This is a genomic window from Sphingomonas sp. ID0503, from assembly GCF_048565625.1.
GTDB lineage: Bacteria > Pseudomonadota > Alphaproteobacteria > Sphingomonadales > Sphingomonadaceae > JBLZUR01.
Map to the genome: position 1 here is coordinate 393,854 of NZ_JBLZUR010000002.1, position 18,823 is coordinate 412,676.

Below are 18,823 nucleotides of genomic sequence, written 5' to 3' on the forward strand. Positions count from 1 at the left end.
TTACGTTTTCCCGCGCCGGAACGGGACAGGTCAGCCCCCGCAGCGGTCCATCGGCACGTTCACGCTTTCGATGCGGATGTCGGAGAGGGTGATGTCGAGGGGTGCGGCGGCCGACAGGATGAACGGGCGGGTGAGGCTGCTCATGTCCAGCCCCGCCGACGCGAAGCAGCGGAGCGGAACGGCAAGGCTGGTCCAGTCGCCAACTTTCGTGAAGGCGGCGGTGAAGTGGACGTCCGCCGATCGCGCCGGATTGGCCATGCCGATGACGACCGGAGCCGTGGCCGGGCGATCGACCTTGTACTCGATGACCAGGCTCAGCTCGCCATTGGTCTCCCGCCCGAGATCGACGGGTTTGTCGGCGGTGAGGATCAGCTTGCCCGCGCCTGCCCAGGTGAGTCGGCGCGAATCCTCCTGCGCGCGGCGGTCGACGGGGACGATGCGCGCGGCGCCCTCCGCCGTCATGGTCCAGCCGTCGGGCAGGCGGCCCTTGCCGAAGAAGGTGCCGGTGGCGCCGGTCTCCATGCCGGCCGGGCGGCTCTCGTCCAGCTTCGGCAGGTGGCGGTCGTCCTGATAGGTCAGGCCGTAGCCATAGGCGAAGAGCGGGTCGTAGCCGGGATCGCGGCGGTTGAGGACGTACTGGTCGGGGCGCTTCGGCCAGGAGAAGGTGAGCTTGCCGTGGAAGTCGCGGTTCACCGTGCCGTCCACCTTGCGGAACAGCACGTCGGACACCCCGCCCCCCTCGCTGCCGGGCAGGAAAGCGGCGACGAAAGCGTCACTCGCGTTCAGTTCGGCATTCACCCAGAGCGGGCGGCCGGAGAGGAAGACGGCGACCACCGGGACACCCTTCGCCTTCAGCCCCGCCATCAGGGCGAGGTCGGCCTTGTCGCCGGGGCTGAACTCCAGGTTCGGCCGGTCGCCCTTGAACTCGGCATAGGGCTCCTCGCCGAAGACGACGATCGCGGCGTCGGGCTTGTCGGTGAAGGCACCGTCGGGCGCGTAGGTGGCAGTGCCGCCCGCCTTCTCCACCGTCTCGCGGATGCCGGACCAGATCGATTGGCCGTTGGGGAACGCCTTGTTGTCGACGCCCGTGCCCTGCCAGGTGATCGACCAGCCGCCGGATTGTTGCGCGATGCTGTCCGCCGCCTTGCCCGCGACGAGGATGCGCGCCTTGGGGCTGAGCGGCAGGGTGCGATTCTCGTTCTTCAGGAGGACGAGGGACTCGGCGACCGCCTGACGCGCGACTGCGCGGTGCGTGGGGGCGCCGATCAGCTCCATCTTGCCGGCAAGCTGGCGGGAGGAGGGGCGACCCCGGTCGAAGGTGCCGGCGCGCAGCTTGACGCGCAGGATGCGGCGAACGGCATCATCGAGGCGGGCGGGGGTGATCTCGCCCGATTTCGCCTGCGCCAGCGTGTTGGCGTAGAGCTGCTTCCAGCCGTCGCCCGAGTACATGAACATGTCGAGGCCGGCGTTGATCGCGGCGGCGCAGCTTTCGTTGGTGCAGCCTTCGACCTGGCCGTGACCGTTCCAGTCGCCGACCACGAAGCCGTCGAAGCCCATCCGATCCTTGAGCACGCCCGTCAGCAGGCTCCGGTTGCCGTGCATCTTGACGCCGTTCCAGCCGGAGAAGCTGGCCATGACCGACTGGGTGCCGGCGGCGATCGCTTGCGGATAGCCGCCGAGATGGACGTCGCGCAGCACGGTCTCGGGCACGCGGGTGTCGCCCTGATCGCGTCCGCCGGTGCCGCCATCGCCGAGGAAGTGCTTGGTCGTGGCGATGACCCGGGTGGGGGAGAGGAAGTCGCTGGTGCCGACGCGGCCCTGCACGCCCTCGATCATCTTGCCGGCATAGGCCTTCTGCACCTCCGGCTCCTCGGAGTAGCTCTCGTAGGTGCGGCCCCATCGGTCATCCTGCACGACAGCGAGGGTGGGGGCGAAGGTCCAGTCAATGCCGGCGGCGGCGGTCTCGGCGGCGGTGACCTCGCCGATCCTGCGGATCAGCTCCGGATCATGCGCCGCGCCCAGGCCGATATTGTGCGGGAAGAGGGTCGCGCCGACGATGTTGTTGTTGCCGTGGACGGCGTCCGTTCCCCAGATGATCGGGATTGCCGGACGGCCGTCGCTGCGCTGCATCGAGGCGTCGTAGAAGGCGTCGGCGAGCTTCAGCCACTCGATTGGCGGGGCGAGCTCGTCGCCGTTCGGGGCGGAGTTGCCGCCGTTGAGGATCGAGCCGAGCTTGTAGGTCTTCACGTCCTCGGGCTTGATGCTGGCGATATCGACCTGGAGGAGCTGGCCGACCTTGTCCTCGATCGACATGGCGGTGAGGAGCCGGTCGATCTTCGCCTCGACCGCCGGATCGCGCTTGGGCTGCGCGGCAACCTTCGGCCAGAGGTCCGGATGGGCGACCGGCGACAGATCCTGCGCGGCGATCGGGGTGGCGATCAGGGCGGCGCCCGTGAGCAGATGGGTGAGTTTCATCAGGCCTCGACAGTCTGGAGTTTTGTCCCACGCGGGGCGAGGAGCAGGCGGAGAAGCGGGCCGGTCATCACGGTGGTGACGACCGCCATGACGACCAGAATGGTGAACATCGGGCGCGGCAGGATGCCGAGATCGTAGCCGACGTTGAGGACGATCAGCTCCATCAGCGCGCGGGTGTTCATCAGCGTGCCGAGGATCATCGAGTCGCGATGGGCGAAGCCGCTCGCCCGGCCGGCGACGTAGACGGGCACGAGCTTGCCCATGATCGCGGCGGCGCAGACCACGGCCAGCCAGCCAAACTCGGCCGGGCTGAGCGCGAGGAGGTTGGTGCGCAGGCCGGTGAAGGTGAAGAAGACGGGCAGGAAGAAGACCATGACGAAGCGGCCGACCTGATCCGCCCAAGCGCGCGCGAAATCGGCATGGCGGTGGAACAGCAGGCCCGCCGCGAAGCCGCCGAAGATCGCGAAGATGCCGATGCGGTAGGTGACGATGGCGAGCAGCAGCATCAGGCAGAGCGCGAAGGCCATCAGGTTGGGCGGCAAGCGACCATCGGCGACCGGCCATCTCGCGAGCAGCCTGTCGATCAGCGGCATGGCGAGGCGGATTCCCACGATGAGGACAGCCAGGCCGGCGAGCTGGCCGAGCGCGTGGCCGCCGGAGAATTGCGCGGCGGCGAGCGCGGAGATGCTGGCGAGGAGGAGCCAGCCGGCGACGTCGTTGATCGCGGCGGCGGAGATCGCGACGATGCCGGTATCCTGATCGGTCAGCCGGTATTCGTTGATGATCCGGCCGAGGATCGGCACGGCGGTAATGGCCAGCGCCACGCCGCAGAACAGGCTGGAGGGCAGGGGTGACGCGCCGGGAACGAAATGCGCCGCGCCAGCCCAGCCGAGGCCGAAGCCGAGGGCGAAAGGCGCGACCAGCGACGCGGCGGCGACGAGGACGACGGCCTTGCGCAGGCGCGGCTGGGCGAGGCGACCGAATTCGAAGCCGGAGCCGATCTGGAACATCAGCAGGATGAGGCCGATCTGGCTGAGCACCGATATGACCGGCTGCGCCTCCGCCCCGAAGACGGTGGCGGAGAAGCCGGGCAGGAAGTGACCGAGCAGCGAGGGGCCGAGGGCGAGACCGGCGACGATCTCCCCGACAACGCCCGGCTGTCCCATCGCGCGAAACAGGCTGTGCATCGCGCGGGCGGCGGCGATCATCACAACGATCTGGAGGAGGACCGAGGAGAGCAGGAGTTCGGTCGCGTGGACGGAGGAGGTGGTCATTGTCATCCTCCCCTAGAAGGGGAGGTGGCGCGCCGAAGGCGTGACGGAGGGGTAGCCCCGTTAACCGCGAGGCATTCCTTCTGAAGCGTTGATACCCCTCCACCACCGGCTGCGCCGGCGGTCCCCCTCCCCCTGCGGGGAAGGATTTGGACTGCGTGCCCCATCACCCCCGCAGCACCGGATTGCGGCGGCAGTACTGGCCGAACAAGGCAATCAGCGCGTAGCAGATCGCCGGGACGATCAGCGCGAAGCGGAGCGTCGTTTCGTCAGCCACGCGGCCGGTGAACAGCGGCACGATCGCGCCACCGACGATCGCCATGCAGATGATGCCCGACCCTTCGGCTGCGCGGGTGCCGAGGCCTTCGCTGGCCAAAGTGAAGATCGTCGGGAACATGATCGCGTTCATCAGGCCGATCGCGAGCAGCGACCAGCCGGAGACCGCGCCGGCGGTGTTGGCGGAGATCAGGATGAGGGTGATCGCGCCCGCGGCGACCCCGGTCAGCACCTTGGCCGGGCTGACCGCGCGCAGCACGAAGCCGCCGATGAAGCGACCGACCAGCGCGCCGCCCCAGTAAAAGATAAGGTGCTGACCCGCCGCCTCTTCACCGAGGCCGAGGGCGTCGGTCTGCATCAGGTAGTTCACGATCAGCGATCCGATCGCGACCTCCGCGCCGACATAGAGGAAGATGCCGAGCGTGCCGAAGGCGAAGCGGGGGCGCTTCAGCAGGTTGAACGCCTGCAGGATGTTGTCCTGCGCCTGGGTCTCGCGAAGGCGCTTGCGGCCGAGCCAGACGACGGCGGCGATGACGAGGAGGGCGACGGCGAGGCCGAGATAGGTGTGGACGATGGTCCGCGTTTCTTCCGCATGGAAGGCGGCGAGGGCGGGGCCGGAGAGCGTCGCGGGATCGACGGTGGCGAGGCTGCCGAGGATCAGCGTCGAGCCGACCGCCGGGAAGATTGTGGTGCCGAGCGAGTTGAACGCCTGCGCGAAGGTGAGGCGGCTCGACGCGCTTTCCGGTGCGCCGAGCATCGAGATCAGCGGGTTGGCGACCACCTGCACGACCGTGATGCCCGAGCCGAGGACGAAGAGCGCGAGCAGGAAGACTCCAAAGGTGCCGGAGCCGGAGGCGGGGATGAAGAGCAGGCAGCCCGCCATCATCGTCAGCAGTCCGATGGCAGCGGTGCGGAGGTAGCCCACCCGCTGCACCACCATTGCGGCGGGTAGCGAGACGATGAAATACGCGGCGAAGAACGCCGATTGGACCAACATCGCCTCGTGATAGGTGAGCGTGAATAGGCCCTTCAGCTTGGGCACGAGCACGTCGTTCAGGCTGGTCAGCCCGCCGAAGATGAAGAACAGGGCGAAGACGAACCAGCGTAGGCTCGCGACCGAGCCGGTTGTCTGGGCCGCGGCGGGCGGTGTGCTGTCGGTGCCGATCGCGGCCATTGCTATCTCTCCCAAGCCGTTCGTCCTGAGTAGGCATTGAGCTTGTCGAAATGCCGTATCGAAGGATGCTTCGATACGCGTCTTCGACTTCGCTCAGCCGCTACTCAGCACGAACGGAGTTATTGTAATGAATTGACTTACGGCTTCATCGTCTTCGCGGCCAAGGTCGCCGTGCCCACCAGCGCGCGGGTCTGCGCGTCGGGGCCGACCGCCACGTCGTAGCTGCCGGCCTCCAGCGCCCAGCCCTTCGCCGCGATGTCGTAGCGGGCGATGGTGCGAGGATCGACGGTGACGGTCACACGGCGGATCTGGCCGGGTTCGAGCCTCACCTTCTCCCAGCCGACGAGGCGGAAGGTCTTAATGCCTTGGGCATCCACCGCGCGGACATAGACCTGCGGCACGTCGGCGCCCGCCACCCGGCCGGCGTTGGTGACATCGAAGGTGACGCTCAGCTTGTCGCCGCCCTGCACCTGCAGCCCGCTGTAGCGGAACGACGAGTAGGTGAGGCCGTAGCCGAAGGGGAAGAGCGGCCTGCGCGCCTTCATCTCGTACCAGCGATAGCCGACATTGGCACCTTCCGGGTAATCCACCTTGAAGGGGGCGATGCCGGCGGACTGGCCGTAGTTGACGTTGCCGTCCGCCGCCCGGCGCGCGTCCGCCGCCTTGAGGTTGGCAAGGCCGACCGGCGCGGGGCGCGGCGCATCCTCGGCACGGACCGGGAAGGTGATCGGCAGGCGGCCGGAGGGGTTCACGTCGCCGAACAGGATGCTGGCGATCGCCTCGCCCCCGCGCTGGCCCGGATACCAGGCGGCGAGGATGGCGGGTACCTTGGCGACCCACGGCATCAGCACCGGCCCGCCGGTTTCTAGCACGACGAGGGTCTTGCGGTTGGCCTTGGCGACCGCCTCGATCAGCGCGTCCTGCCTGTCGGGGAGAGCCATGGTCTCGACGTCCTGCGCCTCGGTCTGCCACTGCCAGGCGAAGACGATGGCGAGGTCCGCGTCCTTGGCAGCGGCCGCAGCGGCGCGGGGGTTCGAGCCATCGACATAGGTGACCTGCGCCTGCGGGGCGAGCGCCTTGATCGCCTTCAAGGGCGAGGAGGCGTGCCAGGTCATACGGGCGAAGGAAGCCGCCTGACCCTCGGTCAGCGGGATCTCGACCGGCGCGCCGCCGACAGAGCGGACCTGGCTAGAGCCGCCGCCGGAGAGGACACCGACATCGGCATGGCCGCCGATCAGCACGATTCTGCGCGCGGTCTTCGCGGCGGGGAGGATGTTGCCCTCGTTCTTCAGGAGGACGATGCCTTCCTCCGCCGCCTTCTGCGCGACCTTGGCATGGGCGGCATAGTCGATGGGCTGCGGCGTGGCGGCGACGGGGGTGTCCATCGTGCCGGTGTCGATCAGGCCGTAGAGGAAGCGGGTGACCATGTCGTCCAGCCGCGACATCGGCACGTCGCCCTGGCCGATCGAGACCGCCAGCGGGGTGCCGAAGTAGATCGCGGGATCGAGTTCCTGCCCGGACTGCTGGTCGAGGCCGGCGAGCGCGGCCTTCACCGTGCTATGCACCGCGCCCCAGTCCGACATCACCCAGCCGGGATACTTCCACTCGCCCTTCAGCACGCCATTCAGCAGCGCGTCGTTCTCGCAGGCCCAGTCGCCGTTGACCTTGTTATAGGCGCACATGACGGAGCCGGGCTTGCCGCGCTCGATCGCGATCTTGAAGGCGAGGAGGTCGCTTTCCTGCAACGCCGCCGGATCGATCCGCGCGTCGAGGACGTGGCGGCCGGTTTCCTGCGAGTTGAGCGCGAAGTGCTTGATCGTGGAGACGATCCGGTTGCTCTGCACGCCCGCGATCGCTTCGCCCGCCAGGACGCCGGCGAGGAGCGGGTCCTCGCCGAGATATTCGAAGTTGCGGCCATTCCACGGATCGCGGGTCAGGTTGACGCCGCCGGCGAGGAGGACGTTGAAGCGCTTGGCCCGCGCCTCCGACCCGATCATCACGCCGCCTTCGCGCGCGATCTGCGGATTGAAGGTGGCGGCGGTGGCGAGGCCGGCGGGGAGGGCGGTGGCGACATCGCCCTTGCGCTGCTCGACCTGGTTGGCGACGCCGAGGCTGGCGTCGCTCTCCCGCGTAGTGGGAATGCCGAGGCGCGGAATGCCCTCCAGGTGGCTGGCCGAGGGGATGAGGTCGAGCGGCTTGTCAGGCTTCGCCATCGGCGGGAAGTAGGTGTGGACGAGGCTCAGCTTCTCGGCGAGCGTCATCTTCTTCACGATCGCCTCCGCGCGATCTTGCGCCGCCTTGTTGACCGGATCGGCGGCGATCGCGCCGGAGAGCGCGGTGCCGGCAAGCGCGAGGCCGAGGATTGCGGAGGATGGCTTCATGACTGTCCCTTTACGCTGGAAAGCTTGGCCGCGGGCGCGGCGGTATAGGATGCAAGGAGCGCGCGGTGCGGTGGCAGGTGCTGGCTTGCCTGTGCGCCCGCCTGTGCCACGCGGATGAAGGCGGAGGCGGCCTGTGCGCTCTCCTTGTACCGCTGCGGCTGCGCGAGCTTCGTCTCGAAGCCCATCCCGTAGAGGATGTACTGGTAGCTCGCCGGCAGGAACGTCTCCAAGTCGACGATGAAGTCGAAACGCGACGGCGGGCGGTGCCGCCATTGGACGAGCAGGTCCTGCAGCCGCTCGGGGATCGAGGCGGCGTCGGCATTGTCGCGCCAATAGGCCGTGTCGGTGCGGCGGGTGACGCAGTAATGCAGCTTCAGGAAGTCGACGATCCGATCGAAGCGGCCTGCCATGATGCGGTTGAAGCTCCGCGCGGCGGCGTCGCGGGCGGCGCGATCGGGCGAGACGAGGAAGTCGCCGATCATCTTGCACGCCACCTCGATCAGCATGATGCCGGTCGATTCCAGCGGTTCGAAGAAGCCGGCGGAGAGGCCGACGGCGACGCAATTGCCGATCCACTGGCGGTCACGATAGCCGGTTTCGAAGCGGAGCATGCGGGGTTCGAGGCCGTCGCCCGCCGTCCCGACATAGCGGCGAAGCGTCGCCTCCGCCTCCTCATCGGTCGCATGGGCGCTGGAGAAGACGTAGCCTGTGCCGCGCCGGGTATCGAGGCCGATGTCCCAGGTCCATCCCGCCTGATGCGCGGTGGCGAGGGTATAGGGGCGGATCGCCTCGTCCGGGCTGGCGTAAGGCACCTGGAGCGCGAGCGCGCGGTCGTTGAAAAGGTGCTTGCCAACCGACCGGAAGCCAGAGCCGAGCGTCTCCCCGATCAGCTTGGCGCGGAAGCCGGAGCAGTCGATGAAGAAGTCGCCGGTGACGGTGCGCCCGTCGGCGAGGGTCAGTTCGGTGATGTCGCCGCTCTCGTCCTGCGCGACGGAGGCGACGGTGCCCTCGATACGGGTCACCCCCGCCGCCTCCGATATGCGGCGGAGGAAGGCGGCGAAGCGGGCGGCGTCGAAATGATAGGCGTAGTTCATCGGACCGGAGAAGTCCGGGTCCTGCGACCGCTTGGGCGCGAGGCCGGCGCGGATCACGCGCTCCTGCGCGGTCACCGCATCGGCATAGGCGCGGCGCTGCGGCGACCTGTCCGCGATCCAATAGGGGAGGAGCGCGTCGTCATCGCCGCCGAAGGGCAGGTTGAACGGGTGGAAATAGCTGTCCGCGCCGGTCGCCCAGCCGTCGAACAGGACGCCTTGTTTGAAGCTGGCGCTGCTTTCGCGGAGGAACTCCGCCTCGCTGACCTTCAGGCTGGCGAGGGTGGAGCGGATGGTGGGGAAGGTGCCTTCGCCCACCCCGATCGTGCCGATGTCGGCGGATTCGATCAGTGTCACCCCGCGCAGCCCGAGCGCGCGGGAGAAATGGGCGGCGGCAAGCCAGCCGGCTGTACCGCCGCCCAAGATGACTAAACGGCCGGGGGAGGGAGAAGCCGTCGTCATCGGATGCTCCTGTCCGTCAGGTCAGAAATTGGCCTTGACGCGAACTCCATAGGTGCGGGGAGGCTGGAGGTTCGACAGGAACACCGGATCGTACCGCGGCGCGCCGAAGGAACCGGCGCCGGTGCGAATATGCTTGTTCTCGATATTCTGGACGAAGGCTTCGACCAGATAGGCGCGGCTGTCCGGCTCGTAACGGAGCGAGAAGTCCGAGCGGAAATACGCCTTCTGGCGATCCCAGTCGGTGCCCCAATTGCCACGGTTCGGGATGCCATCCGTATTCGCGGTCACGAACGGATTGCTGTCGCCGTTGAAGTAGCTGAGCCAGCTCTTCGACTCGTAGTGGGTGGTGAAGCGCGGCGTGATCTTGCCGCCGTTCGCCAGCTCGAAGTCATGCTCGTAGCTGATCGTGCCGGAGAAGCGCGGCGCGTGCGCCAGCTCGTTGCCCTTCAGCTGCGCAACGGCAGACGGCAGGGACGAGTTGTAGAGACGGCCATCAACGGATGCGAGCTCGTCGAGCTTGGTCTTCTGCACGGTGCCCGACAGCTGCAGGCGGTCGTTCGGCGTGAAGTTCGCCACCGCCTCAAGCTCGAAGCCATAGGCGGTCGCGCCCTTGGCGTTCTGGGTCACGATCTGGCTGGAGATCACGTCGCCGTCCGCATCGCGGAAGGTGACGGCCTGGTTCACCTGATAGCCCTTGAAGTCCGAATAATAGGCCGCGACGTTCAGGGTCACCTTGTTGTCGAACAGCCGGTTCTTCAGGCCGAGTTCGTAGTTGGTCAGCGTCTCGGGATCGGTCAGGCCGGCATTGTCCTGGATGTTACCCGACTTGAAACCGGTCGACACGCTGGCGTAGCCGAGGATGCCGGGCGCGAGATCCGCGTCGGCACGGGCGAGCCAGGTCACCTTGTTCCACTTGCCCTTCACGTCGTTCTTCGAGATCGAGAAGCCGGGCAGCGCATCGACCAGTTCATCGGCCGTCGCACCCGGGAAGGCACCGAAGATGCCGCCGGTGCAGGCGCCGCCGGGCAGCTGATCCTCAGGCTCGCAGCCCGCGCCGCTGAACGTCACGTTGCGGCCGCCGATGTCCTCCTTCTTGTCGGAGGTGTAGCGGATGCCGCCAGTCAGGCGGATCGCGTCGTTGACGTTCCAGGTCGCCTGACCGAAGGCCGCGCGGCTGTCGATCTGACGATTGGCCTGGATGAAGGAGCCGGCCCAGCTGAAGGTGCCGTCGCGATAGCCGTTCCGCTGATCGATGTCGAAGCGGATGCGGTTCTTTTCGTGGCTGTAATAAGCGCCCAGGATCCAGTCGATCGTGTTCTCGCCGGTCGACTTCAGCTGAACTTCATGGCTCTGGAAGTTGTAGCGCGAGCTGAGCGTGCGGTTCTCGTTGAACGCGCCGATCGGATCGGTGTCGCTGGTCGGCGGCAGCGCGCCGGCGTCGGCGTCGGTGCGGGTCGAACCACCGATCCGCGACCAGCCGGCGATGTAGCTGAACTGGATGTTGTCGGTCAGGTCGTAGTTCATCGTCGAACGGATCGCGGCCGAGTAACGGTCGGTATCCGGCGCGGTGTCGGAGAGGGTGGACCAGCGCTTTTGGCCGGCACGCGGCGTCTGCATCAGGCCGATGACCGGAGCGCCCTGGTCCCAGAAATACTCGCCGGACAGCGTCCAGTCGAAGCGATCGGACGGCTCCCAGCGCGCGCTGACGCGGACGGACTGCTGGTCCTGCGCGTAATACTTCTTGCCGTCGGTGATGAAGGCGGAGCGGTTGATGCCGGCGACGTCGGGGGCGTCCTGATAGCTGGCATAGCCGTCATGCTTGTCGCTGACGAAGGCGACGCGGAAGGCGAGGGTGTCGGTGACCGGCAGGTTGATGGCACCACGCACGCCGATGCGGTCGTAGTTGCCGTACACCGTCTCGACATTGCCGTAGAACTTGTCGAGCGTCGGCTTGGCCGAAGTCAGGTTCAGCGCGCCGACCGTGGCGTTGCGGCCGAACAGGGTGCCCTGCGGACCGCGCAGCACCTCGACACGCTCCATGTCGTACATGAGCACGGACGCACCCTGCGAACGGGGCGAGTAGACGCCGTCGATGTAGATCGCGACCTCAGGGTCGGCGACCTCGGTGTAAGCGCTGTCATTACCGATGCCGCGAAGGGTGAGGAGAACCGCCGACTGGTCGCCCTGCTGGTTGAACTGCAGCGAGGGGACGAAGCGAGCGAGGTCGGTGACGTCGCGGACCTGCTGACGATCGAGGGTCGCCTGGCTGAAGGCCGACACCGCGAGCGGGGTCTTCTGCAGGCTGGTCTCGCGACGGGTGGCGGTAACGATGATGTCGCCGTCGTCGCTGGGAACAGGGCCGCTCGCGGTCTGCGACTCGGCGGCACCGCTGTTCGCGGTCGGGCTGGCCTCACCGGTCGCGGGATCGACCTGCTGAGCGAGGGACGGGGAAGAATAGAAAATCGCCGCAGCGAGCGCAGTGCTCGCGCAGAGGGTACGCCGGATCATAGCATCCTCCAACTGAACTCACCCCTATGAGGGGGCTTCAGGGCGCTTCAAATCAGGTTCAGACAACGGTGTCAATTAAGACATTGCCCGTTTGTTACAGGCATGGTCCAGACTGTGGCTGGAATGCTGCATCGCATCGGAGGATCGGCCTCCGCACAGAGAGAAACGATGACGTAAATCCGACATATCGGCAGCGGCGATGAGCGGCATGAGCCAAGTTCGCGTGCGCCGCAGAAAACCGACAACGCTTGCATTTTCGTCTGGGGATCAGACGCGATGCTCTTCCGCATAGGCCGCAGCGGCGCCGAGGAGACCGGGCTGCGGGTGGGTGATGAGCTTGACCGGGATCCTGGACATCATCCCCTCGAACCGCCCTTTGGCGACGAATTGCTCGCCGAAGCCGGAGCGGGGGAGGTGGTCGGCGAGCCGCAGGCCGAGGCCGCCGGCTATCACGACGCCCTTGGCGCCATGCGCCAACGCGAGGTCGCCCGCGACCGCGCCGAAGCAAAGGCAGAAGCGGTCGAGCGCTGCGGCGGCGAGACCATCGCTGCCCGTCATCGCCGCCTTCCACAGGCTCTTGTCGTCGCGATGCTCGACGGCGCGGCCGTCGCGCGCGGCGAGCGCGGTGTAGATGTTGACGAGGCCAGGCCCCGAGACAATCCGCTCGACCGAGACGCGGCGGTATTGTTGGCGGAGATGCGCGAGGATCGCGTCCTCGAGGCTGTCGAGCGGGGCGAAGTCGATATGCCCGCCCTCCGTCTCGCTGACCAAGTCATGGCCGCCGCGCCGGAGGATGCTGGCGACCCCCAAGCCGGTGCCGGGGCCGACGACGGTGACCGCGCCGGCATCGGGGAGCGGCTCGTCGGGGCCGCAGAGATGGCGGAAATGCTCCGGCCCCGCCTGCCCGACGGCATGGCCGACCGCACCGAAATCGTTGACGAGTGTGTAGCTGTCGACCTCCAGCTTGGAGGGGATCAGCGCCGGGCGGATGATCCACGGATTGTTGGTCATCTTCAGCACCTCGCCCCCGATCGGGCTGGCAATGGCGATGGCGGCGGCGCGGGGAAGGGCGCGTCCGGCACTCTCGGCAAAGGCCTGCCAGGCGAGCTGGAAGCTGGCGTGGCGCGCGGTTTCGAACACCGTCTCGGGGCCGAGCTTTACGACGCGGCCGTCCGCCACCTCCGCGATCGCGAAACGCGCGTTGGTCCCGCCGATATCGACCGCAACAAGCTCCGTCATCCATTCGCCTCCTGCAGACAATACGCACCACGCACGCGGTTTGGTTCCCTCGCGATGGCGTGCCGGGTCGGATCCGGCGATGTGGCGAATGACGCGTTCCAGCGCATTTCCAGGCCTCTCCCCCGATCGATTTGCGCGATCTGCCGCCGCCGAAGCCGCATGCGTTGTTGAGACAACGCTGTCAATGGCGAGCCAAGAAACGGCGCCCGCCATTGACCTGAGGGGGCCGCGCTGACAATCGTCAGGAACCGCCGCGATCCCGCGGCTATCGCCCGCCTTAACCCGCCTGGGGAGTGCCTTGGCCACAATCAGCGACGTCGCCGCCCAAGCCGGGGTCTCGATCAAGACGGTATCGCGTGTCCTCAACAAGGCGCCGCACGTCCGGGACGAGCTGCGCCAGCGGGTCGAGCGCGCGGCGCAGCAGCTGAACTACCGCCCCAATCAGGCGGCGCGGCGGCTGGCCGGCAGCAAGTCGTTCCTGATCGCCCATCTCTACGACAACCCGAACCCGCAGTATATCGCGGGCATCCAGGCTGGGGCGGCGCGGCGTTGCCGGGAACTCGGCTACCATCTGGTGGTCGAGCCGGTGGACGCGCATTCCCGGCATCTGGACGACGCCGCCGAGCGGATGGTGGCGACGCTGGCACCGGACGGCATCCTGCTGTCGCCGCCTTTGTCCGACAATGCGCAGCTGCTCGCCACCTTGGATCGGCTGGGAACGCCGGTCGCGCGGCTGGCGGCGGCGCGGCATGATCGCAACATCCACATCTTCATGGACGAGCGCGCGGCCGCCCGCGCCGTGACCGAGCATCTGATCGCCCTCGGTCATAAGCGGATCGGCATCGTGCGCGGCCATCCCGAGCACGCGGCGGCGAGCGCGCGCCTGTCCGGCTATCAGGACGCGCTCTCGGCGGCCGGCCTCCGTCCGGAGGCGGGGCTGGTGGCGCAAGGATATTTCGACATCCATTCGGGCATGGAGGCGACCCGCGTCCTCCTCGCTGCCAACCCGCGCCCGACGGCGATCTTCGCGACGAACGACGAAATGGCACTGGGCGGGATCATGGCGGCCCGCGCGATGGGCGTGGACGTGCCGGGCGAGCTATCGATCGCCGGTTTCGACGACACGCCGATGAGCCGCCTGATCTGGCCCGCGCTGACGACGGTGCGGCAACCGCTGGAGGAGATGGGGTGGACGGCGGTCGAGTCGCTGCTGGCCGGCCCGGCGGACTTCGCGGAGCACAAGCTGCCGTTCGAGCTGATGATCCGGGCGTCCACCGTGGCGGTGGGGTAACGCACCACCGCCCGTTCGCACTGAGCTTGTCGAAGTGCCTGTGCGACGGTGGCGCTGGCGCTTCGACAGGCTCAGCGCGAACGGCGTTGAGGTCAGCCCGCTCGCGCCCAGTCGGCCGCTTCCACGACCTGCGCTTCCGTCGGTGTCACCCCGGTATAAAGCGTGAACTGCTCCAGCGCCTGCAGCACGATGATCTCCGCGCCAGTGATGGTGGGCTTGCCCGAGGCGGCCTTGAGTAGCGGGGTCTCGGTCGGCATGGCGACGACATCCACGATCAGGCTGGCGGCCTCGATCTCTTCTGGGGGAAATGCCAGCGCGCCCTCGTCGCTCCCCGCCATGCCGAGGGGCGTCACATTGACCAGCACCGGCGCGGTCGTCTGCCCAAGTTCAGCCTGCCAGCGATAGCCGTAGCGTTCGGCAAGCGCCGGGCCGGTCGCCGGATTGCGCGCGACGATCGTGCCCTGCGTGAACCCCGCATCGTGGAAGGCGGCGGCGACCGCCTTGGCCATGCCGCCCGATCCGCGCAGCAGGATCGGCTGCGCGGGATCGGCCCCGCTCTCCTCGACCAGGCGGCGCACGGCGGCGTAGTCGGTGTTGTGGCCGGTGAGCACGCCGTCGTCGTTGACGATCGTGTTGACGCTGTCGATCGCCGCCGCTGAAGGGGCGAGACCATCGAGGAGCGGGATCACAGCTTCCTTGAACGGCATCGAGATCGCGCAGCCCCGCACGTTCAGCGCGCGGATGCCCGCCACCGCGCCCACGATGTCCGTGGTGGCGAAGGCCTTGTAGACGTAGTCGAGGCTAATCAGATCGTAGAGGCGGTTGTGGAAGCGCGTGCCGAAATTGCTCGGCCGCTCGGACAGCGAAATGCAGAGCCGGGTGTCGCGGTTGATCGGGGGCTTGGTCATCGGCCCGCCTTGGCAGATCGGGGCGAACGCCACCAGAAACCAGGGCCCTGGGGCTTCTCTGCAACACTCGCGCGTGCGATGAAACGACGGACATTCACGGCCTGTTCAACGCGCGAACCCTATGTCACAGCCTATGGCCGTGAGGACACAGTATTTGCGCAAGGCGTTGCTTTCGCTGGCGTTGATCGCCGGGCCGGCTCTCGCCGACCCTGGCCTTGCGCAGCATCGACCGGGGTCCGAGCCGGGCTCGCACCGCGCCCGCGAGGATCGCAGCCGCCCCGGTCGCTTCGGCGCTGACGACGGCCGGCCGGCCCGCAATCGCCCCGAACAGGACGCCGCGTTCCAGATGCGCCGCTCGGGTGCGATCCGCTCGCTCAGCGATATCGAAGGCCGGGTGATCCCGCGCATGGGCGGGGCCTCGTATCTTGGCCCGGAACTCGATACCGGAACGGGAACGTACCGCTTGAAGTTCATGCGGGGCGGATCGGTGATATGGGTCGATGTCGACGCGCGTACCGGCGCGATCATCGGGCGCTCGGGTCGTTGAGGGGCCGGCCGTAAACGGCATAGGAAAGGAAGCGAATGCGGGTTCTGATCGTCGAGGACGAGCCTAATCTCGGCCGGCAGCTTCGCGCCACGCTGGAGGGTGCGGGCTACGCCATCGACCTCGCGACCGATGGTGAGGACGGGCATTATCTCGGCGCGACCGAGAATTACGACGCCATCGTGCTCGATCTCGGCCTGCCGGAGGTGGACGGGCTGACGGTGCTCGACCGCTGGCGCAAGGACGGCAAGGAGACGCCGGTGCTGGTGCTGACCGCCCGCGACAGCTGGTCGGACAAGGTGGCGGGCCTCGATGCCGGCGCGGACGACTATCTCGCCAAGCCGTTCCAGACCGAGGAGCTGATCGCCCGCCTGCGCGCGCTGATCCGCCGCGCCTCGGGCAACGCCTCTTCCGAACTGACGGCGGGCGGGGTGCGGCTCGACACGCGTTCGGGCAAGGTCACGCTGGACGGATCGCCGGTCAAGCTGACCGCCCAGGAGTACAAGCTCTTGAGCTACCTCATGCACCACAAGGGCAAGGTGGTCAGTCGGACCGAGCTGATCGAGCATATCTATGACCAGGATTTCGATCGCGATTCGAACACGATCGAGGTGTTCGTCACCCGCATCCGCAAGAAGCTGGGTCAGGACGTGATCACCACCATCCGCGGGCTCGGCTACAGCCTCGAAGACCCAGCCGGCTGACATCATGAGCGCCGATGCGAGAAGACCACGCCGGGTAAGCGGATCGCTGACCCGGCGCATGATCGGCGTCGCCTCGCTGTGGATCGGGCTGATGCTGACCGGCGGCGGCCTGGGCCTCGATCGCATCCTGACATCGGCCATCACCCGCAATTTCGACCAGCAGCTCGACTATGTGCTGACCGCGATGATCGCCTCTTCCGAGGTCGGCCCGGACGGAGAGGTGCGTTTCAACCGGCCGCTCGCCGACCAGCGATTCCTGGAACCGAACTCGGGCGTCTATTTTCAGGTGTCCGGCGCGGGGTACGATCCGTTCCGGTCGCGCTCCTTGTGGGACCGGCAGCTAAGGGTGCCGGCGGATCGCGATCCTGACGTCCACATCTATGACAGCAAGGAGTTTCCGGGCGAGACCCTGCGGATCGAGGAGCGGGACATCGTGCTCCCCGGATCGCCGATCACCTGGCGGTTCCAGGTTGCGCAGAGCCGTGAGGTGCTCGACGAGCAGATCGCGACCCTTCGAAAGACGCTGGTCCGTTCCTTCGCGCTCCTGGCGCTCGGTCTTATCATCATGGCGGCGCTGCAGGCGAGCTTCGGGCTCTGGCCGCTCCGCAAGGTGCGGCGGGCGATCGCCGACATCCGCTCCGGCCAGGCGAGTCGCGTCGACATCAAGCTGCCGCGCGAGATCTCGCCGCTGGTCGAGGAGCTGAACGACCTCCTCGCGCATAACGAGCGGCAGGCGGAGGAGGCGCGAACCCATGCCGGCAATCTCGCCCACGCGCTGAAGACGCCGCTGACCGTCATCATGAACGAGGCGACGGCGAATAGCGCCGACCTGTGCAAGACGGTGATCCGCGAGGCGACGACGATGCGGCGGCAGGTGGACCATCACTTGGCTCGTGCCCGCGCCGTTGGCCGGCGGGGGCAGGCGCAGAGCCGCGCGGAGGTCTGGCCGTCGCTGGAGGCCGTCGAGCGGGCGGTCGCGCGGCTTTATCCCGAGGCGACCATCGATCTGGACGGCGCGCGCGATCTGGTGGTGCGGATCGAGCGGCAGGATCTGGACGAAATTCTCGGCAACCTCATCGAGAACGCGGCCAAATATGGCGGCGGGCGGGTGTTCGTAACCGTGCAGCGGCCGGAGGACAGGAAGGACCAGGTGCACATCCTGGTCGAGGATGACGGGGCGGGCATTCCCCAGGCGCAGCGCGACACCCTGTTCAAGCGAGGTGCGCGGCTGGACACGGGGAAGCCCGGCACCGGCCTCGGCCTCGCGATCGTGCGCGACGTGGCGGAGATATACGGCGGCACCGTGACGCTGGACGAGAGCGAGGATCTCGGCGGGCTGCTGGTGCGGCTGTGCCTTCCGGCGGCAGCATGATCGAGGCTGCCATCAAGACGCAAGCGGCGGCGCTCGGCTTCGTCGCCTGCGGGATCGCGCGGGCGGATGCGACGCCCCGCACGGCGGAGCGGCTGCGGCATTGGCTTGCCGAGGGCGCGCATGGGTCGATGATCTGGATGGAGGAGCGCGAGGGGCATCGCGCCAGTCCGGCGGGCCTCTGGTCGGAGGTGAAGTCGGTGATCGCGCTCGGCATGAGCTATGCGCCGCCCGCCGATCCGATGCTGCTGGCCGGGGAGCCGCGGGTGGCGCGGATCGCCAGCTATGCGCAGGGGGCCGATTATCACGATGTGATGAAGAAGGCGCTGAAGGCGCTCGCCCGGTGGATGGTGGCGGAGGCTGGGGGCGACCTGAAGGTCTTCGTGGATACCGCGCCCGTCATGGAGAAGCCGCTGGCGGAGGCGGCGGGTCTCGGCTGGCAGGGCAAGCACACCAACCTCGTCAGCCGCGATCACGGCAGCTGGCTGCTGCTCGGCGCGATCTACACCACGCTGGAGCTTGCGCCGGATCGGGCGGGGGAGGAGCGGTGCGGGTCGTGCGATGCCTGCCAGACGGCGTGCCCGACGGCCGCCTTTCCTTCGCCCTTTCGGTTGGATGCGCGGCGCTGCATCTCGTACCTGACGATCGAGAGCCGCGCGCCGATCCCACATGCGTTTCGGGCGGCGATCGGCAATCGCGTCTATGGCTGCGACGACTGTCTGGCGGTCTGCCCATGGAACAAGTTCGCCGCGTCGGCGTCCGCAAACCGGGCGTTTGCCCAGCGGGCGGAGCTTGCCGCGCCATATGTGACGGACCTGCTGGCGCTGGATGATGCCGCGTTCCGGCAGGTGTTCTCCGGCTCGCCGATCAAGCGGATCGGGCGGGACCGGATGGTGCGCAACGCGCTGATCGTCGCGGGGAACAGCGGGGATCGCAGGTTGGTGGATCAGGTCGTGGGGTTGCTGGACGATGCCGACCCGGTGGTGCGGGGCGCGGCGGTCTGGGCGCTCGGACGGCTGGATGTGGAGCGGGCATTGGCTGAGCAAGCGGTGCGCGCGGACGATCCCGATGAGAGTGTGCGCGAGGAGTGGCGCCTCCTCACACCCTCCGTGGCGGTCATGCCAGCGTAG

At 67.7% G+C, this 18,823-nt stretch carries 13 protein-coding genes; 5 read left to right on the forward strand and 8 right to left on the reverse strand.

Going from position 1 to position 18,823, the window contains the following annotated elements; translation table 11 throughout:
* Positions 1-30: 30 nt before the first annotated feature.
* The 7 genes from ACM608_RS02960 to glk form a co-directional block, all read right to left on the reverse strand.
* Positions 31-2,475 (reverse strand): glycoside hydrolase family 3 N-terminal domain-containing protein, encoded by a 2,445-nt coding sequence (locus tag ACM608_RS02960; protein WP_419681746.1) that lies wholly within the window; start codon positions 2,473-2,475, stop codon positions 31-33.
* Positions 2,475-3,749, reverse strand: a complete 1,275-nt coding sequence (locus ACM608_RS02965) for a cation:proton antiporter (RefSeq protein ID WP_419681748.1) — start codon at positions 3,747-3,749, stop codon at positions 2,475-2,477. Before ACM608_RS02965 ends, ACM608_RS02960 begins: the two co-directional genes overlap by 1 nt.
* Positions 3,750-3,912: 163 nt before the next feature.
* On the reverse strand, positions 3,913-5,196 hold the full coding sequence (locus ACM608_RS02970) for a sugar MFS transporter (RefSeq protein WP_419681750.1): 1,284 nt from the start codon (positions 5,194-5,196) through the stop codon (positions 3,913-3,915).
* 137 nt (positions 5,197-5,333) lie between these two features.
* On the reverse strand, positions 5,334-7,577 hold the full coding sequence (locus ACM608_RS02975) for a beta-glucosidase family protein (RefSeq protein ID WP_419681752.1): 2,244 nt from the start codon (positions 7,575-7,577) through the stop codon (positions 5,334-5,336).
* The gene (locus ACM608_RS02980) at positions 7,574-9,130 is read right to left on the reverse strand and encodes a tryptophan halogenase family protein (RefSeq protein WP_419681754.1); all 1,557 of its coding nucleotides are present in this window, start codon (positions 9,128-9,130) and stop codon (positions 7,574-7,576) included. Before ACM608_RS02980 ends, ACM608_RS02975 begins: the two co-directional genes overlap by 4 nt.
* A gap of 21 nt (positions 9,131-9,151) precedes the next feature.
* Positions 9,152-11,638, reverse strand: coding sequence for a TonB-dependent receptor (locus tag ACM608_RS02985; protein ID WP_419681756.1), 2,487 nt, complete (start codon positions 11,636-11,638; stop codon positions 9,152-9,154).
* Positions 11,639-11,905: 267 nt separating this feature from the next.
* Entirely contained in the window at positions 11,906-12,877 is a 972-nt protein-coding gene (gene glk / locus ACM608_RS02990) for a glucokinase (protein WP_419681758.1), read from the reverse strand.
* 298 nt (positions 12,878-13,175) lie between these two features.
* Between glk and ACM608_RS02995 the strand changes: the two genes are divergently transcribed.
* Entirely contained in the window at positions 13,176-14,168 is a 993-nt protein-coding gene (locus ACM608_RS02995) for a LacI family DNA-binding transcriptional regulator (protein ID WP_419681760.1), read from the forward strand.
* Positions 14,169-14,260: 92 nt separating this feature from the next.
* Here ACM608_RS02995 and ACM608_RS03000 read toward each other — a convergent pair whose 3' ends face one another.
* Positions 14,261-15,076 carry a shikimate 5-dehydrogenase gene (locus ACM608_RS03000; protein ID WP_419681762.1) on the reverse strand — a complete coding sequence of 272 codons (816 nt, stop codon included), beginning with the start codon at positions 15,074-15,076 and terminating at the stop codon, positions 14,261-14,263.
* Positions 15,077-15,209: 133 nt separating this feature from the next.
* On the opposite strand from ACM608_RS03000, the gene ACM608_RS03005 reads away from it, so the two are divergent.
* The 4 genes from ACM608_RS03005 to queG are packed head-to-tail and all read left to right on the forward strand — an operon-like array spanning position 15,210 to position 18,823.
* Positions 15,210-15,623, forward strand: a complete 414-nt coding sequence (locus ACM608_RS03005; protein ID WP_419681764.1) for a PepSY domain-containing protein — start codon at positions 15,210-15,212, stop codon at positions 15,621-15,623.
* Positions 15,624-15,658: 35 nt separating this feature from the next.
* The gene (locus tag ACM608_RS03010; RefSeq protein ID WP_419681766.1) at positions 15,659-16,324 is read left to right on the forward strand and encodes a response regulator transcription factor; all 666 of its coding nucleotides are present in this window, start codon (positions 15,659-15,661) and stop codon (positions 16,322-16,324) included.
* Positions 16,325-16,328: 4 nt separating this feature from the next.
* On the forward strand, positions 16,329-17,696 hold the full coding sequence (locus ACM608_RS03015; RefSeq protein ID WP_419681768.1) for an ATP-binding protein: 1,368 nt from the start codon (positions 16,329-16,331) through the stop codon (positions 17,694-17,696).
* Positions 17,693-18,823: a tRNA epoxyqueuosine(34) reductase QueG gene (gene queG / locus ACM608_RS03020; RefSeq protein WP_419681770.1), complete on the forward strand. Its 1,131-nt coding sequence runs from the start codon at positions 17,693-17,695 to the stop codon at positions 18,821-18,823. The genes ACM608_RS03015 and queG overlap by 4 nt, the downstream gene beginning before the upstream one ends.

Bases quoted from the DNA above. Each gene is read 5' to 3' on its own strand.
- ACM608_RS02980 (WP_419681754.1), bottom strand. From the start codon at position 9,130: ATGACGACGGCTTCTCCCTCCCCCGGCCGTTTAGTCATCTTGGGCGGC.
- ACM608_RS03010 (WP_419681766.1), top strand. From the start codon at position 15,659: ATGCGGGTTCTGATCGTCGAGGACGAGCCTAATCTCGGCCGGCAGCTT.
- glk (WP_419681758.1), bottom strand. From the start codon at position 12,877: ATGACGGAGCTTGTTGCGGTCGATATCGGCGGGACCAACGCGCGTTTC.
- ACM608_RS03005 (WP_419681764.1), top strand. From the start codon at position 15,210: ATGGCCGTGAGGACACAGTATTTGCGCAAGGCGTTGCTTTCGCTGGCG.
- ACM608_RS02960 (WP_419681746.1), bottom strand. From the start codon at position 2,475: ATGAAACTCACCCATCTGCTCACGGGCGCCGCCCTGATCGCCACCCCG.
- ACM608_RS03015 (WP_419681768.1), top strand. From the start codon at position 16,329: ATGAGCGCCGATGCGAGAAGACCACGCCGGGTAAGCGGATCGCTGACC.
- ACM608_RS02975 (WP_419681752.1), bottom strand. From the start codon at position 7,577: ATGAAGCCATCCTCCGCAATCCTCGGCCTCGCGCTTGCCGGCACCGCG.
- queG (WP_419681770.1), top strand. From the start codon at position 17,693: ATGATCGAGGCTGCCATCAAGACGCAAGCGGCGGCGCTCGGCTTCGTC.
- ACM608_RS03000 (WP_419681762.1), bottom strand. From the start codon at position 15,076: ATGACCAAGCCCCCGATCAACCGCGACACCCGGCTCTGCATTTCGCTG.
- ACM608_RS02985 (WP_419681756.1), bottom strand. From the start codon at position 11,638: ATGATCCGGCGTACCCTCTGCGCGAGCACTGCGCTCGCTGCGGCGATT.
- ACM608_RS02965 (WP_419681748.1), bottom strand. From the start codon at position 3,749: ATGACCACCTCCTCCGTCCACGCGACCGAACTCCTGCTCTCCTCGGTC.
- ACM608_RS02970 (WP_419681750.1), bottom strand. From the start codon at position 5,196: ATGGCCGCGATCGGCACCGACAGCACACCGCCCGCCGCGGCCCAGACA.